Annotated in this window: 15 protein-coding genes; 3 read left to right on the top strand and 12 right to left on the bottom strand. The window is 60.3% G+C overall.

Annotated features, from left to right (window positions below):
- Window positions 1-8: 8 nt before the first annotated feature.
- Window positions 9-149: a hypothetical protein gene (locus tag RTE01_RS25180; RefSeq protein ID WP_004102786.1), complete on the bottom strand. Its 141-nt coding sequence runs from the start codon at window positions 147-149 to the stop codon at window positions 9-11.
- Between the two features lie 310 nt (window positions 150-459).
- Here RTE01_RS25180 and RTE01_RS25175 point away from each other — a divergent pair, with 310 nt between their 5' ends.
- Both RTE01_RS25175 and RTE01_RS25170 read left to right on the top strand, forming a co-directional pair.
- On the top strand, window positions 460-1,368 hold the full coding sequence (locus RTE01_RS25175; protein ID WP_041145962.1) for a DUF535 family protein: 909 nt from the start codon (window positions 460-462) through the stop codon (window positions 1,366-1,368).
- Window positions 1,369-1,877: 509 nt separating this feature from the next.
- The gene (locus RTE01_RS25170) at window positions 1,878-4,283 is read left to right on the top strand and encodes a membrane-bound PQQ-dependent dehydrogenase, glucose/quinate/shikimate family (protein WP_041145961.1); all 2,406 of its coding nucleotides are present in this window, start codon (window positions 1,878-1,880) and stop codon (window positions 4,281-4,283) included.
- Between the two features lie 107 nt (window positions 4,284-4,390).
- Here RTE01_RS25170 and RTE01_RS25165 read toward each other — a convergent pair whose 3' ends face one another.
- The 11 genes from RTE01_RS25165 to RTE01_RS25115 all read right to left on the bottom strand — a co-directional run bounded on the left by RTE01_RS25165 (window position 4,391) and on the right by RTE01_RS25115 (window position 15,279).
- Window positions 4,391-5,356 (bottom strand): ABC transporter ATP-binding protein, encoded by a 966-nt coding sequence (locus RTE01_RS25165; RefSeq protein ID WP_141335462.1) that lies wholly within the window; start codon window positions 5,354-5,356, stop codon window positions 4,391-4,393.
- Window positions 5,353-6,333: an ABC transporter ATP-binding protein gene (locus RTE01_RS25160; RefSeq protein ID WP_041145959.1), complete on the bottom strand. Its 981-nt coding sequence runs from the start codon at window positions 6,331-6,333 to the stop codon at window positions 5,353-5,355. Before RTE01_RS25160 ends, RTE01_RS25165 begins: the two co-directional genes overlap by 4 nt.
- A complete protein-coding gene (gene opp4C / locus RTE01_RS25155; RefSeq protein WP_041145958.1) occupies window positions 6,330-7,277 on the bottom strand; it encodes an oligopeptide ABC transporter permease in 948 nt (315 codons plus the stop codon). Before opp4C ends, RTE01_RS25160 begins: the two co-directional genes overlap by 4 nt.
- Entirely contained in the window at window positions 7,277-8,236 is a 960-nt protein-coding gene (locus tag RTE01_RS25150; RefSeq protein ID WP_041145957.1) for an ABC transporter permease, read from the bottom strand. The genes opp4C and RTE01_RS25150 overlap by 1 nt, the downstream gene beginning before the upstream one ends.
- Before the next feature lie 45 nt (window positions 8,237-8,281).
- On the bottom strand, window positions 8,282-9,985 hold the full coding sequence (locus RTE01_RS25145) for an ABC transporter substrate-binding protein (protein ID WP_123551503.1): 1,704 nt from the start codon (window positions 9,983-9,985) through the stop codon (window positions 8,282-8,284).
- 163 nt (window positions 9,986-10,148) lie between these two features.
- On the bottom strand, window positions 10,149-11,177 hold the full coding sequence (locus RTE01_RS25140) for a methionine ABC transporter ATP-binding protein (RefSeq protein WP_041145955.1): 1,029 nt from the start codon (window positions 11,175-11,177) through the stop codon (window positions 10,149-10,151).
- Window positions 11,178-11,241: 64 nt separating this feature from the next.
- A complete protein-coding gene (locus RTE01_RS25135) occupies window positions 11,242-12,018 on the bottom strand; it encodes a MetQ/NlpA family ABC transporter substrate-binding protein (protein ID WP_134528526.1) in 777 nt (258 codons plus the stop codon).
- 74 nt (window positions 12,019-12,092) lie between these two features.
- Window positions 12,093-12,758, bottom strand: a complete 666-nt coding sequence (locus RTE01_RS25130) for a methionine ABC transporter permease (RefSeq protein ID WP_409372345.1) — start codon at window positions 12,756-12,758, stop codon at window positions 12,093-12,095.
- 10 nt (window positions 12,759-12,768) lie between these two features.
- Window positions 12,769-13,992: an SfnB family sulfur acquisition oxidoreductase gene (locus RTE01_RS25125; RefSeq protein WP_141335458.1), complete on the bottom strand. Its 1,224-nt coding sequence runs from the start codon at window positions 13,990-13,992 to the stop codon at window positions 12,769-12,771.
- 226 nt (window positions 13,993-14,218) lie between these two features.
- Window positions 14,219-14,860, bottom strand: a complete 642-nt coding sequence (locus RTE01_RS25120; RefSeq protein ID WP_076948182.1) for a CatA-like O-acetyltransferase, family 1 — start codon at window positions 14,858-14,860, stop codon at window positions 14,219-14,221.
- 35 nt (window positions 14,861-14,895) lie between these two features.
- Window positions 14,896-15,279, bottom strand: a complete 384-nt coding sequence (locus RTE01_RS25115) for a VOC family protein (protein WP_041145950.1) — start codon at window positions 15,277-15,279, stop codon at window positions 14,896-14,898.
- Between the two features lie 91 nt (window positions 15,280-15,370).
- Between RTE01_RS25115 and RTE01_RS25110 the strand changes: the two genes are divergently transcribed.
- Complete coding sequence (locus RTE01_RS25110; RefSeq protein ID WP_041145949.1) at window positions 15,371-16,141, top strand: DeoR/GlpR family DNA-binding transcription regulator; 771 nt, start codon at window positions 15,371-15,373, stop codon at window positions 16,139-16,141.
- Window positions 16,142-16,250: the final 109 nt, after the last annotated feature.

The raw sequence follows: 16,250 nt of genomic DNA, 5'->3' as shown, positions 1-16,250 counted from the left end.
TTCAAAAATCAGATTTTGCAGGCGTCGCCGCAATCATCATCGGCAACGATCGCCTGGGCTTTCTTATCCGCGTCTTCAAGGCGTTCAGCGTTACGCTCCTGCGCCTCTTCCAGACCGCTAAAAACCAGGTTGTCGAGATCAATTTCCATGAGTTACCTACTTTAGTTCAGTTTTGACCGTGGCCAGATTATAGGGCAAAACGGGCGAGGGGGCACCCCATGCCGTCGTTGATAGCACGTAGCGGTAACCCGCGCGCGTTTCCCCCAGCAGGTGATAAATAATGAAGCCGACTGCTAATAATGAGAGTTGACAGGCGGGATGAAATTAATTTCAGAATTTAAAGAATGATTACCTGACTATTTATTAAATGAAAGGACAACGAACGGGTAACTAAGCGTTGACTTGAATGATTTATGATATTATTGCCGCGATTATGGTTGATTCTATGGATCTTGATCGATGGCTATAACAGCAGCAGTCGCCATCAAAGAATGGCGAAAAAATAATAAACTCATTTGTAATGTTAAACTCAAATATAAGAAGGTGTTACGTCGATGCAGAGAAATACCTCTGGCAGGGGGCAAATATAGGGAATACCGGGCGCTGTGTGATAAATACGTTTGCGCCAGATTAACCGGCGCCACGGAGGGGCTGGTCAGCTTTCAGGATAAACCCTTCAAGGCCTATTTAAATAAGAAGTTGTCAAAGAGAACCAAGCTCGACATCGCCTACGGCTCGTTGATTTTTATGGAAAAAACATTTTCCGCAGCGATCATGCCGCAGCTGTATAACGTGACGGAGTTTGGGCTGACGGTAGCGACCGTTCCGCTGAAAAATGGTACCAGCATTGACGTTAAGCTGCTGGCATCGCCTTTTCAGGAAGAAGGGGAGCTGATGCTGTTAATGCTTCTCGATAATAGACGCATCTACAGTCTCTGTTTTTCCTGTACCGCCGACGGCCGCGCTTATATTGGTGGCATTCAGGGGGGGAAAGACGTGACCGGTGATGAAATTAAGGTCCTGACTAAGGAGCTTTACGGTATCCGACCTAAAAATTTAATTATCACGCTGCTGTACGGTTTTTTACAGCACTGTAATATTAAAGAGATCTATGCGGTTGACAGCAATTTCCACGTTAAAAGCGACAAAGTAATGACTAATTACGCTGCGCTGTGGCTGGAAGTGGGCGGTAAGCAGCATCGTCGCGGTTGGTATAAGCTGCCGTCTCAGGAAATAAAGAAAAGTCTTGAAGAGGTCAAAAGTAAGCATCGCAGCCAGTTTATCAAACGTGAAAGTTTGAAGGAGCTGGCGCAGCATGAGCTTGCGGCTTCAATGCAGCAGCTTGGCGGGCGTCTTAGCGCCGGTTAATCTGCTGCGGCGGGGTTGTCGGTCAACAGGGGGCTGTTGGCCGGCAATCTCTCTCCATCGCCCGCTATTTATAACCCTCTCCCGCTATCTCCCATCATCGCCAGCGATTGCCCACTCTCTCCCGTACTCTCCCGTACTAGCAGGCACTAGCCCGCCATCTTCCGCAGGCTTCGTATCGCTCCCTCCGGTTCGGGATAGCTTCCTGCTGCACCGTACCCCACCTCAATCTCTCCGACCTCTCCGACTATCGCGCCATCTTCCCGCCTCGCGTCGTGGTGCTTAAAACCGCTTCGTCTATCAACTTCCTTTTATAAATTAAAAAATTTTAAACATAAAATGCTGGATAGTTTTACATAAAATTTACAAACTCATATACTTTCTTACGTTCTTCGCTCCGTTCAGGAGCGTCCAACCAGTATGTTATGTGGTCTGTGCCTTAATTATGTCAATAAAGCACTGTTTAAAATAAATACATTGGTTATAACGACTAACGTCGTATGGGATGAAATATGGACGAACAACGAGGTAGCGGCAGAGGGATATTCTTCACCGCCTGGCGCCTGCTATTTGTGTTATTGAGTTTTTGCATTGGTCTGTTCTTAGCTATCTGGGGCGGCAAGCTCCTCTCTCTTGGCGGCAGCGCCTGGTATCTGTTGGCGGGCCTGGCCTACATGGTTATCGCCGTCGGCTACCTTATCCGCAGTAAATACGTTCTTCCTTTCGCAATTATTACCTTCTTTTTGACCCTGGTCTGGGCGCTGTACGAAGTCCAGCTTAGCTACTGGGGACTGATCCCGCGGCTGGTGGTTCCCGCTCTGCTGCTGATGTTGGGCCTGTGGCTGTCCGCGACCCTGCCGCTCAAACGCGCGCAGATCCGCTACGCGAACCGCAGCGCCGCGGTGATTTTCATCGCCCTGCTGGCGACGCTGGTGTCGGCATTCTATCCGCACGGCGGCATCCATAACGGGGTGGTCAAAGCGGCGAGCGACGGCAGGCCGACAGAGGCCGCGCAAAGCGATAACTGGGAATTCTTCGGCCGTGACGCTTCCGGCACCCGCTTCGCGCCTTATGACCAAATCACCCCGCAAAACGTCAAAAATCTGAAGGTGGCCTGGACCTATCACACCGGCCGTCGGCTGACCGGCGCCGGGATTGGGGTTGATGAGAATACCCCGCTGCAGATTGGCGATACCCTCTATTCCTGCACGCCGCTCAACGTGGTGACTGCCCTCGATGCCGACACCGGTAAAGCGCGCTGGCGCTTTGATCCGCACGCGCAGACCGCAGAGCACGTTACCTGCCGCGGGGTGGGCTATTACGATGCGCAGAGCGACGCCTCGCTCAGCGCCGAAGAGAAGGCCAGCCCGTCGCTGCAGCAGTGCCCGCAGCGGATTCTGGTCTCCACCGTTGACGCCCGTCTGCTGGCGCTGAATGCGAAAACCGGCGAACTGTGCGAGGACTTCGGCACTCACGGCAGCGTCGATCTGAAGCAGGGGATGGATAACACCGAAAACAGCAAGCGCTATCACCCCACCTCAACGCCGGTGATTATGGGGCACATCGCGGTGCTCGGCGGCTGGGTTCGCGATATCGTCCACGGCGAGCCCTCCGGCGTGGTCCGTGCCTTTGACGTGCGCAGCGGTAAGGTGGTGTGGGCCTGGGACGTTGGCCAGCCGGAAAACGTGACCGATCCGCAAAAAGGCCGCGTCTACACCCTCGAAACGCCGAACGTCTGGACGGTGCCGGGCTTTGATAAAGAGCTGAACCTGGTGTATCTGCCGACCGGCAACGGTCCGCCGGATTACTGGGGCGGCGATCGTAACGAGGCCAAAGAGAAGTACGGCTCCTCGGTGGTGGCGGTCGATGCCAGCACCGGTGAAACGAAGTGGGTCTTCCAGACCGTGCATCACGATATCTGGGATTATGACCTGCCGTCCCAGCCGGTGCTGTTCCACATGAAGAACGACCAGGGCGAAGAGGTCCCGGTACTGATTCAGACCACCAAAACCGGCCAAATCTACGTCCTTGACCGCCGTACCGGCAAGCCGGTGACCCGCGTAGAGGAGCGGCCGGTGGCGCAGGGCGGGGCGGAAGGCGAGCGTCTCTCCGCGACCCAGCCGTTCTCTACCGGTATGCCGCAGCTCGGCGTCGAGCCGTTAACCGAGAAATCAATGTGGGGCGTGACGCCGTTTGATCAGCTGATTTGCCGCATTGATTTCAAAGAGTCCACCTATCTTGGAATGTATACGCCGCCGTCAGAGAAGCCCTATATCGAATGGCCGAGCCTGCTGGGCGGCATGAACTGGGGCGGCATCACCATCGATGAGCGCACCGGGACGCTGTTTGTTAACGACATGCGTATGCCGCTGAGAATGTCGCTGGTGCGCCAGGAAGATATGGCGAAATACAAGGTCTCCACCGACGAAGTCCCGGGCTTTATGGGGACCGTTCGTCCGCAGATCGCCGGGCCGTACGGCGGCGTGCGGATTGATATTCTGCAGTCCGCGCTGGGCGTACCGTGCAACACGCCGCCGTTCGGCACCATGAGCGCCGTTGACCTCAATAGCCGCCAGCTGCTGTGGCAGGTGCCGCTGGGCTCGGTCGAAGATACCGGTCCGCTGGGGCTGAAAACCCATCTGCATATTCCTCTGGGAATGCCGACCCTGGGCGGGCCAACCTCGACGGCTTCCGGGCTGATCTTCTTTGCCGGTACTCAGGATAACTATCTGCGGGCGCTGGATTCGGCGACCGGGAAAGAGCTGTGGCGCGCGCGCCTGCCGGTAGGCGCAGTGGCCGCGCCGCTGATCTACAAATCACCGAAAACGGGTAAAGAGTACGTGGTTATCTCAGCCGGCGGCGCCAGCCACTCGCCGGACGTCGGCGACGATATCATCGCCTACGCCCTCGACGAGTAGCGCCCGCGGGCTCTCCACGTATACCGAGGATTAGCTCCCTCTGGGGAACAAAACCTGCCGCTGAACGAGCGGCAGGTTTTTTTTCGCCCGCAGCCGGGCCGGGCGAACTAAACGGCGTGGCAGGCGACGTGATGCCCCGCGGCGACCTCCCTGAGGACGGGGACCTCCCGGCGGCAGCGCTCGCTGGCCTGCGGGCAGCGGGAGGAGAATCGGCAGCCGGGCGGCGGGTTTGACGGGTCAGGGATCTCGCCCTGCATCGCGACCGCCGGTTCACGCAGCGGGTCTAAGGTGGGCACCGCCGCCAGCAGCGCCTGCGTATAGGGATGCAGCGGCCGGGCAAACAGCGCGTCGCGGCTAGCGGTCTCCACCAGCTGTCCGAGATACATCACCGCCACGTCATCGCACAGATGCTCCACCACCCCGAGGTCGTGGGAGATAAACAGGAACGTGACCCCCAGGTCGTCGCGCAGGTCGGAAAAGAGGTTAATAATCTGCGCCTGGATGGAGACGTCCAGCGCCGAGATCGGCTCGTCGGCGATGATGAAATCCGGGTTGAGGATCAGCGCCCTGGCGATGCCGATATGCTGGCGCTGACCGCCGGAAAATTCGTGCGGAAAACGGTTGTAATGCTGCGGCGCGAGGCCGCAAATCTGCATGACCGCAATGGTTCGGTCATACAGCTCCGCCTTGCTGCACAGCCCGTGCTCCAGCATCGCCTCGCCGATGGCGTCGCCGATGCGAATTCGCGGGTTCAGCGAACTGTAGGGGTCCTGAAAGACCAGCTGGATTTTCGGCCGCAGCGCCCGCATCTCGCGCGGGGAGAGCGCGCTGAGCTCGCGGCCGCGATACCTGACGCTGCCCGCGGTTTTCTCATACAGCCCGAGCAGGGTGCGCCCGACGGTAGTTTTGCCGCTGCCGGACTCCCCCACCAGGCCGAAAATGGTCCCCGGACGGATCTTAAAGCTCACGCCGTCCACCGCCCGCAGCTCGCCGGTTTGCTGCCCGAACAGCCCGTCGCGCAGCGGGAAGTGCTTTTTAAGCCCTTCGACTTCAATGACGTATTCACTGCTCATGCCACGACCTCCGCGAGCTCAGGATGAAAACAGGCGACCTGTCGGACGTCGCCCGCCAGCGGGGGGATCCCCTGGCGGCAGCGTTCGCTGGCGCGCGCGCAGCGGTCGGCAAAGGCGCAGTACGGCGGCAGGGCGGCCAGATCCGGCACCTGGCCGGGGATCGAGTAGAGGCGGCGCCGGCGCTCGCCGGGCACCGGGCGGGAGGCAATCAGCCCCTGGGTATAGGGGTGCTGAGGATGGCGCAGTATCCCGGCCGTCGGGCCCTGCTCAACGACCCTGCCGGCGTACATCACCACCACGTGCTCCGCCATTTGCGCAATCACGCCGAGGTCGTGGGTGATAAGCATCATCGCCATCCGGCTGGCCCGGGAGCGCTCGCGCAGCAGCTGGAGGATCTGCGCCTGCACGGTGACGTCCAGGGCGGTGGTGGGCTCGTCGGCAATCAGCAGCTGCGGCCGGCAGCTCAGGGCCATCGCGATCATGATGCGCTGCAGCATCCCGCCGGAGAGCTGGTGCGGGTAGCTGTTCATCAGGCTCTCCGCCCGCGCCAGGCCGACGTCGCTAATCAGCCGCGTAGCGTGCTGCCAGGCGGCCTTTGCCGATTCACCGCGATGGCGGATCAGCGGTTCGCACAGCTGCTCGCCGATGGTGAATACCGGATTGAGCGCGCTCATCGGCTCCTGGAAGATCATCGCCAGCCGGTTGCCGCGCAGGTCGGCCATTTTGCTCGCCTTCAGGCGCAGCAGATCCTCGCCGTTGAACAGAATCTCTCCGCCGTCGACGCGCGCCGCCTGGGGCGGCAGCAGGCCCATCAGCGACATCGCGGTGACGCTTTTGCCGCAGCCGGACTCGCCGACCACGCCGACGGTTTGCCCGGCATGAATGGCGAAAGAGACCTCCTGCACCGCCCGCACGCGGCTTGTTTCGCCGGCAAAGGAGACCGAAAGCTGGTTAAAGGTGATTAGCGGCGCGCTCATTTGAGCCTCTGTTTCATTTTGGGGTCCATCGCGTCGCGCAGGCCGTCGCCCAGCACGTTAATGGCGATAACGGTGATAAAAATAGCCAGCCCCGGCGGCATCCACAGCCACGGGCGGCGCTGGAAATCGATCAGGCTGTTGGCGGCGTCCATCATGTTGCCCCACGACGGGGTGGGCGGCACCACGCCGAGCCCGAGATAGCTAAGGGCCGACTCGCTCAGAATGGCGTTGGCGACCGCCATCGTCGCCATCACCACCAGTATCGGAATGGTATTCGGCAGCAGATGGCCAAACAGGCGGCGGCGCGCCGACAGGCCCAGCACCCGGGTGGCCAGCATAAAGTCGCGTTCGCGCAGCGACAGGCACTGGCCGCGCACTAGCCGGGCCAGCTTCGGCCACTCCAGCAGGCTCAGCATTATCACCACCATGTAGATCCGCGACTCCGGGGAGAAATCGAGCTCCGAGAGCATCGCCCCGGCGACAATCAGCAGCGGCAGGCCGGGAATGGTCATCACCAGATCCGCCAGGCGCATGATCAGCCGGTCGGTCAGCCCGCCGGCGTAGCCGGAGACCGCGCCGAGCAGATAGCCGAGGGTCACCGACAGCAGCATGGTCAAAAGGCCGATAATCAGCGAGATCCGCCCGGCCAGCAGCAGGCGGGTATAGACGTCGCGGCCGAGGAAATCGGTACCCAGCCAGTGTTCGGCGCCGGGCGGCTTGTTGATCATCAGCACGTCGGTGGCGTCATCTTTCCACGGCGACCACAAGGGACCGAGGACGCACCATGCCGCCATCAGCAGCAGGATGAGCAGACACAGCATCGCCAGCCGGTTGCGCTTCAGCGCCTGCCAGGCCTGGCGCCAGGGGGAGGGCGCTATCTGCGCCAGCGTCGGGATCGTCGCTTTACGCAGGCGACGGTTGGTTGAATACAGGGAACTGAGCATCAGGACCTCACTCGGATTCGCGGGTCGGCCCACGCGTAGAGTACGTCGGCAATCAGGTTGCCGAGGATCGTCAGCACCGCCAGAAACAGGGTAAAGCCCATCAGCACCGGATAGTCGCGGGCGGCCAGCGAGTCGATATGAATATGGCCCGCCCCCGGCCAGTTGAAGACTTTTTCGGTGATGATGGCGCCGGAAAACAGCCCCGGCAGCTCAAAGCCGAGCAGGGTGATAATCGGCAGCAGGGCGTTGCGCAGCGCGTGCCTGAAGATGACCGTGCGTTCGCGCAGCCCCTTGGCGCGGGCGGTGCGGATAAAATCCATTTTCACCACCTCGAGCATGCTGGCGCGAAAGTAGCGGGTCAGGCTACCGGCCTGCAGCATCACCAGCGCCAGCACCGGCAGCGCCAGATGCGCCGCCACCTGCAGGATATAGGCCCAGCCGCGATCGTCGCTGCCGGTGTTGGTCATGCCGCCCGGCGGTAGCCAGTGCAGATCGACGGCGAACCACTTAATCAGCAGCAGGCAGAGGAAAAAGGTCGGAAAGGACATGGCGGCGAAGACGGCGATGCTGACCAGATGGTCGAACAGCGAGTTGGGCTTCATGGCCGAAACGATACCCACCGTCAGGCCGATGCCCCAGTAGAAAACCAGCGCGACGCTGGCCAGCAGAAAGGAGTTCCACACGTACTGGTTGAGCAGCTGGCTGACCGGGATCTGGTACTGCAGCGAGAAGCCCAGGTCGCCGCGCAGCAGCTGACCCAGCCAGTGCAGATAGCGGGTGAACAGGGGCTGGTCGAGGCCGTAGATCGCCTTCAGCTCGGCGGCGCGGGCGGCGGTAAGAGTGATATTACCGTCGATAAAGTCGCCCGGGGTTTTAGCGAACAGCATAAAGATTATCAGGGAGGCCAGCAGCAGCATCGGCAGGGTCTGCAGCAGCCGTCTGAGGATAAAATTTCTCATAACATTCTCACGTTCCCCGCCGGTGAACCCCGGCGGGGACGATATTTACCTGGCGATTTTCACGTCCGGCAGGCTGCCGGTCAGACCGTTATAGATATCCGGCTTAAAGCCGCTGACCCTGGCGCTGCTGGCGGAGAGGATCTCGCGATAGCCGAGGAAGATAACCGGCGGGTCTTCCGCCAGCACTTTGTACAGCTGGTGGTAAATCGGCTTGCGCTGGTTGACGTCGAGCACCGAATTGCCCTGGCTAATTAGCTTATCGACCTGCGGATTGTGATAGCCCGACTCTTTCGCCTCGCTGCTGTAGAAGTCCCACACCCCGTCGTGCGGATCGTTCAGCGTGCTGGTGCTGAAGGAGGCCAGATCGTAGTTACCCGATTTGCGCTGGGCCATCAGGGCGTTGAAGTCCACCACCTGCGGCTTCAGCAGGACGCCAATCTGCTGCCAGTTCTCTTTGGCGATGGGGATCAGCGCATCGTTGAGCACCTTCTTGCTGACCAGCAGCGTCAGCTCCAGGCGCCGGCCGTCTTTCACCCGGATGCCGTCCGGACCGGGCTTCCAGCCCGCCTCATCCAGCAGCTTCTTCGCCTGCGCCGGATCGTATTTATACGGATTGACGCCTTCAGCGTTGTAGGCCCAGGAGATCGGGGCGATGGGCTCAATGGCGACCTTGCCGTAGCCCTGATACACCACGTCAATCAGCTTCTGCCGGTCGAGGCCGTAAATCAGCGCCTGGCGCACTTTGACATCCTGCAGCGCCGGGCGGCGGACGTTGAATTCAACCTGGCTGTAGTCGCTGGAGCCGTAGAGGTTGATGTTGGCGAAGCCGAGCATTTTCAGCTGTTCGATATCGTCCGGACGCGAGGTAAAGGCGTCATAATCGGTCTCGCCGGTCTGGAACAGCTGGAAGTTGGTGGACGGATTGGTGACGCGATAGATAAAGCGCGGCGTCGGCGGCGTGCCGCGGTAGTAATGGCTGTTGGCGTGGAAGCGGATCTCCTGGCCCGGGAGATACTTGTCGTAGACGTAGGGGCCGTTGCCCAGCGGCTTGCCGTGCAGCGTGCGCAGATAGTCGAGCTGGCCGCGCTGATATCCCTTGCCGTAGTAAGCTTTGGAGAGCACCGGGCCGCCGATTTTGGCAAGCGTGGTGGCGCCCGGCTCGCTGGTGGTCACCTGCAGCGTCAGCGGGTCGATCACCTTCAGACCGCTCACGCTGTCTGCCGTACCGGCTTTGTATTCAGCGCCGCCGGTAATATTGGCGAGCGTGATGTCGGTATCGCCGTCGTATTTGGGGTCCAGCAGCACGGTGAGCGTAAAGGCCACGTCTTCGGCGGTAAGCGGCGAGCCGTCGCTGAAGGTCAGATTGGGGCGCAGCTTGATGGTGTAAACCTTGTTATCGGCGCTGACGGTCCAGCTTTCGGCCAGCCCAGGGACCAGGTTACCGTGGCTGTCCCAGTCAATCAGCCGCGAAAAAATGACGTTGGTGACGTTTTCGTCCCAGCCGTTAACGAAGAAATAGGGGTTAAAGATGCCCTGCGGCTCGGAAATGCCGGCGACTACGGTGTCTTTACGCAGCTTCGCGGAGGCCGGGATCTGGCTGACATCGGTAGCCGGGGTGATCCCTTCCTTTAAAATATCGTCCGCGCTGGCGGCAGAAGAAAATGCCACCGCGCCGCTAATGAGCGCGATTTTCAGAGCCAGCGAGAATCGCGAACGTTTGGTTTTTAATCCGGGCAGTAATCTGGACAAAAGTGCTCCCTCATCAAATAATTGCGCTTAAATTTACAATTCATGACGAAAGATAAGAGCCGCACCTCCGGCTGTCTAACACCGAAACGCTATGATTTATAGCGAATTGGAATTAGCAATAATACAGAATTAAAATGCCGGATTTTAGCTAAGGAGTAGTGATTTACGCTATCACCTCCGTGCCGAGGGTGAAGCGGTCCGCTACCCAGCCGTGCTGGCGCAGCGCGGCGAGGTCCAGCGGCTGCGCCAGGCGTACCCGAATCTGGCCGATGGTTCGCCCCTGGATATGCTCGCAGCTGCTGGAGAGCAGGCTGGCCTGGGCCCCGAGCAGGCCGGCGATCTGCTGTAAATTGGGCTCCCGCCCGCTGCTGCCGTCAAAGTGCAGCGTTACCACCTGGCGACCGGCGGCCAGCGCCTCCGGCTCGCCGGGGCGCGCGTGATGCAGCGTCCCGGTCATGCTGCGGGTGACCTCGTGCTGCGGATTGCCAAAAATCTGCCACACCTCGCCCTGTTCAATAATTTTGCCCTGTTCGAGCACCGCCACCCGATCGCACAGCGTACGAATCACGTCCATCTCGTGGGTGATAAGGATAATGGTCAGGCCGAGGCGCTGGTTTATCTCTCGCAGCAGCGCCAGCACGGCGTAGGTATTCTCCGGGTCGAGCGCCGAGGTCGCCTCATCGCACAGCAGGATCTCCGGCTGGGTGACCAGCGCGCGGGCGATACCGGTGCGCTGCTTTTGGCCGCCGGAGAGCCGCGACGGCCAGCTGTCGCGCAGGGCGCTAAGGCCCACCAGCTCAAGCATTTCGTCGACCCGCCGCCGCCTTTCGTCCCGGGGAACGCCGGCCATTTTTAGCGGCAGCTCGACATTCTGCGCCACGGTCTTCGTCGACATCAAATTGAAATGCTGAAAGATCATCGCCACCCGGCGACGCAGATCCCGCAGCTGGGTGGGGGCATAGCGGCGGGTCGGCTCGCCGTGAATGATAATTTCGCCGCTGTCGGCGCTTTCCAGGCGGTTAAACAGGCGCAGCAGGGTGGATTTCCCGGCACCGCTGCGCCCGATAATGCCGAAGATTTCGCCCTGGTGAATCGTCAGGTTGATATCCTGCAGCGCCCGAACGCCGTTGGGATAGGCTTTGCCGATGTGAGTTAACTCAATATGCGGTACCGCGCTGGGCGCATTGGTCACGGTAATCTCCTTCGTTAGCCAGCAAATGGCGGCAGCGGTGGCGCTGCCGGGTCGATTTCAGCGCTCAAAAGCCGGGCAGAATTTTGCCCTTATAGCGGGTGAGAATGAAGTTGCGAACCGCCTCGGAGTGCAGGGCCTTCGCCAGCTTCTGGATCCCCGGATCGTTGATGTTGTCGGGGCGGGCCACCAGGTACTCGACGTACAGATCGCTGCCTTTTTCCACCAGCAGCGCCTTGTCAGTATCAATTCCGGCCTCCAGGGCGTAGTTGGCGAAGACAAACGCCAGGTCGACCTGATTCACCGCCCGCGCCAGCATCGCCCCCTCCAGCTCGCGGATTTTAAAACGATGCGGGTTATTGACGATATCCCGGGTGGCCGACTGCGGGTCCTGCGGGTTTTTCAGGGTGATGAGCCCCGCGTTGCTGAGCATCACCAGCGCGCGGCCGGTATTGACCGGATCGTTGGGGATGGCGATGGTGGCGCCGTCCGGCACCTCTTTAATCGATTTATATTTGCTGGAGTAGGCGCCAAACGGTTCGATATGGACGCCCACCACCGGCAGCAGATTGGTGTGCCGGGTCTGGTTGTAGTTATCGAGGAACGGCCGGTACTGGTAGTAGTTGGCGTCGAGGTTCTTTTCCGCCAGCTGCTGGTTAGGCTGAATAAAATCGTTGAAGACTTTAATTTTTAAATCGACCCCTTCTTTCGCCAGCGCCGGTTTGACGAATTCGAGGATCTCGGCGTGTGGCACCGGCGTGGCGCCGACGGTCAGCGTTTCACTGGCGGCGGCCGAGAAAGAGAACAGGGCCAGCAGCCCGGCGGCGATAAGCGTTTTTTTCATCATTTTTTCCTTTCATGTTTGCGCAACGGATGCCCGTCAACCGGCTGCGGCAGCGGGAAGAGGGCGGGCATCCTTTATTTACGGCTTATCGACCGCACGAGGCGGTCGCCGCTCATTTGTAATATCTGCACCAGGGCAATCAGCAGCAGTACGGTGACGACCATGACGTCGGTCTGAAAGCGCTGATAGCCGAAGCGGATCGCCAGGTCACCGAGTCCGCCGCCGCCAATCACCCCCGCCATCGAGGTGTAGTCCACCAGCAGAATGGCGGTGACGGTCACCGCGGCCACCAGCCCCGAACGCGACTCGGGCAGCAGGGTATGCCAGATCAGCTGCCAGGTGTTGCCGCCCATCGACCAGCTGGCCTCCACCAGCCCGTGATCGACTTCGCGCAGCGCCGTTTCGACCAGCCGGGCGAAGAAGGGCGCGCAGCCGACGACCAGCGGCGGAATGGTGCCCTGCACCCCCAGCGAGGTGCCGGTAATGAAGGTAGTGACCGGGATCATCACGATCAGCAAAATGATAAACGGCAGCGAGCGCAGCACGTTGACGGCCAGCGACAGCAGGCGGTAAAGCCGCGGGGCGTGCAGCAGCCGGGGCTGGCCGGTCAGATAGAGCACGATCCCCAGCGGCAGGCCAATCAGGACGGTAAAGCCCAGCGACCAGCCCAGCATCGTCAGGGTATCGATAGCGGCCTGCGCGACGTCGCTCCAGTCGATTTCGGAAAAAAATTCCAGCACCGTCGCCACCCTAGTTCCAGTCGTGGCGCTGCGGGCGAACGCCGTTCAGCACCCAGTTGCCCAGCAGCTGATATTTCCAGCGCACCGGGTCGTGCAGGGTATGGACGCGGGCGTTGCGCCAGTGGCGATCGAGGTTATTGCCGCTGGCGGCGGCGCGGGTGCCGCTGAGTTCAAACAGGCGGCTGGCGGCCTCCAGCGCCACTTCGGTGGTGAAGACCTTTGCGCGGGCGACGGCCACCGAAGCCAGGGCGACGTTCTCCTCGTTCAGCGCGTGGCGGTAGCGATCGAGGGTTTTCCCCGCCCGCTCCAGCAGCGCCTCGGCGGCGGCCAGCCGGCTATCGATCTGCCCGATATGGTAGATGGTGAGCGGGTCGTCGCCGGCGCGCTCTACCCCGGCGTCAATCCACGGCCGGGCGAACTCGCGCACGAACGCCACCGTGTCGTTGAGTGCCGCCCGGGCGATGCCGGCATCGATGGCGGCGGTGGTGAGCTGCGCGAAGGGGCCGGCGAGCGTGGGGGTGGCGTAGGATTGCCACGTCGGAAACAGATGGAACGGCTGGACCGCCAGATCCTCGGCCAGCACCGTCCCGCTGGCGGTGTTGCGCTGGCCGAGGCAGGCCCAGTCGTCGACCACGGTCAGCCCGGCGCTGTCGCGAGGGACAAACGCCAGCTGCGCGTTGTCGTCGGCATCGAGCGCCAGAATGCCGATCCAGTGGGCGTAGAGCGAGCCGGTGCAGTAGCCTTTGCGGCCGTTGATATACAGTCCCTCCGCGCGCGCCTCCAGCCGGGTGCGGATATCGAGAACCGTTTTACCCCCGGTTTCTGAGAGGGCGTTGGCAAAGCGGTGCCCCTGCAGGGCGAGGTTAAAGAAGAAGGCGCGCTGCTCATCGCTGCCCTGCAGGCGAATATCCTCCAGCAGGCAGTAGTGGTTCTGCGGGATTTGCCCCAGCGACGGGTCGGCGGCGGAGATAATGGCGATAACCTCCGCCAGCGTAGCGGCAGAGACTTCGGCCCCGCCCCAGCGGCGCGGCACGGTAATGCCCCACAGCCCGCTATTGGAAAAGGTATCAACGATCTCGGGGGGCACAACGCCGCTGCGGTCGCGCTCGGCGGCGCCGGGCCGCAGCACCAGCGCTATCTCATGGGCGATGGCCACCGCTTCTTCATCGCTGCTGATAACGTATGCCCGCGGGGCGAAACGGGTGTAACTAACCGGCTGTGTGCTTTCTGGCATGCTGATCCCATCCTGATTACTGTGCTATATGCAAAAAATAGATAAATAAATAATCTATAATTCCAAAGAGTTATATAATCAGATAGCAAAGGCTGTGCCAGAAAATTAAATTTTTATTTAGCTTAAAATCAATGAGTTATTTTTTCACCCGTCGGGGGAAGATGCTGCAAATGCGGCTGGGCTGAATGCGGGCTGCTGCATTTGCGACAGCCCGCGGGCCAGTATTTCAGGGCAGCGGCCGCCATAGCGCGTCCGGATCGGCAAACCCTGCCTCTATTGCGGCGAAGAAGCGGCTGGCGTGCAGGCCGTCAACGAAGGCGTGGTTGAACTTACCCGCGACCGGGATTACGCCGTTTTTCAATTTTCCCCAGGTGAGGGCGGGCACTGCGGCGCCGACATAATATTCGGCATGGGTGATGGCGCTGAAATGCAGCCACGGCAGGCAGCTGGCGCAGAAGAAGTGCTCGCCGTTGACGATAAGCGGCGCCGGATCGGTGGTTTTTGCCGCCTCAATGCTCGGCGTTGCCGCCCGGCTAAAGGCGGCAAAATCGGCGGCGTTGTCGCACCACACCTGGCGAAACCCCTCCTGAGCGGTCATCACCGGCGTCATTACTGCTAGCTCATCGTATTCAATAATCTCGTCGCCCAGCATCCGCTGTTTGAGCTCAGGAATAGCGTTGGCCGCCCGCAGCAGGGCGTAGAGCGCCAGCTGGAAAAAGGAGACCTGCCGGTCTTTGGCGCATTCGTACAGCCGTTGCGCTTCAAGCGGTACGCAGAGGTTAAAGCTGGGGTTGGCAAACGTGCGATAAAATTCGAAATGCTCTCGGCGATGCCAGGTTTCCCTGTCGATAACGTGGTAGGCGGGCACGGCGCGCTCCTGGTCGGTTCGGATGTCAGAGACGACTATGCGACGATTTCAATCAGATTGCCATCGGGGTCTTTGATCACCGCTTCATAATAGCCGTCGCCGGTAGTACGCGGCGGCGAGACTAAAATGCCCTGCGCGTCGGCGCGCTGCGCCAGTAGATCAACTTTTTCTGCGCCACCCACCGCAATAGCCAGGTGCACCCAGCCGGTGTGGTTATTATCCGGCGTCCCTTCGCTGAGCCCCGGCTTGGTCATCAGCTCGATGGCAATATTGTCGCCGATCTTCACAAAGTAGGAAGCAAAGCCGTGATTCGTCTGGCTGCAGTACTTATCGTTAATCTCGCCGGCAAAGAAGTCGACCCAGAAGCGGGCCTGCTGCTCAAGCTGACGGGTCCAAAGCGCGATATGGGCTACTTTCATCGTGAATATCTCCTGACGCGTGTTGACAGAGGGAGAGCAGATGCATGATCATGCTCACTAATGCTCGATTACCTAACTAAAAGGATGTTACATGCTCGATTATGCAGCATTCCCTCAGCAGCGACAAGCGCTCATTTGCCAGATCCTGCAGGAGAACGGCAGGGTGGTTTGCGCCGAACTGGCGACCAGGCTGAACGTCTCGGAACACACAATTCGCCGTGATTTACATGAGCTTAGCAAGGGCGGGTTCTGCAAAAAGGTCTACGGCGGGGCGGTGATGAACCTGCCGGAGGCCGGTGACTATAGCGAACGCAAAGATAAAAATGCGGCAACAAAGCTCAGAATCGCGCAACAATGCGCAAGGCTGGTAAAGCCCGGCGGCTGCATTTTCATCGATACCGGCACCACCAACCTGGCGATGGCCGAGGCGCTGCCCGCCGAGCTGGCGCTGACGGTGGTGACGAACTCGCCGGAAATAGCCGCCGTATTGCTAAAAAAACCGCTCTATGACGTGGTGATTCTCGGCGGACAGATACAGCGGGCGTCCGGGGGATGCGTCGGCACCTCGGCGGTGGCGCAGCTGCAGGGGATTCTCTTTGACCAGGGGTTTATCGGCGGCTGCGCGATGGCGCCGGAGTCCGGCCTGACGGGATTTGACTACGCGGACTGCGAATTTAAGAAAGCGGTTATCAGGCAGTGTAGCGAAATTATTGTTGGCCTGACGTCTGACAAGATCCCGGCGGTGGCCCGCTTTGTGGTGGTTGAAAGCGGCGCTATCGATGTGCTGGTGGTGGAAGAAAACGTCAGCCGCGAGTACAGCGCCACCTTTCGCGAGCACGACATCCGCATTTATACGGTGTAATGACCGGCCGGCGGCGGCTGAAATCCGCGTTCTTCTGAGGGCGTTCTTCGCCGGCGGCGACGCGTTCCCGACGGCCCCGCCACCGGGCAGGGCATTGACGCCGCTACCC

It is taken from the genome of Klebsiella terrigena (assembly GCF_006539725.1).
GTDB classification, from domain to species: Bacteria; Pseudomonadota; Gammaproteobacteria; order Enterobacterales; family Enterobacteriaceae; genus Klebsiella; species Klebsiella terrigena.
The sequence above is the reverse complement of the archived record's forward strand: the minus strand, read 5'-3'. Positions and strand labels throughout refer to the sequence as shown.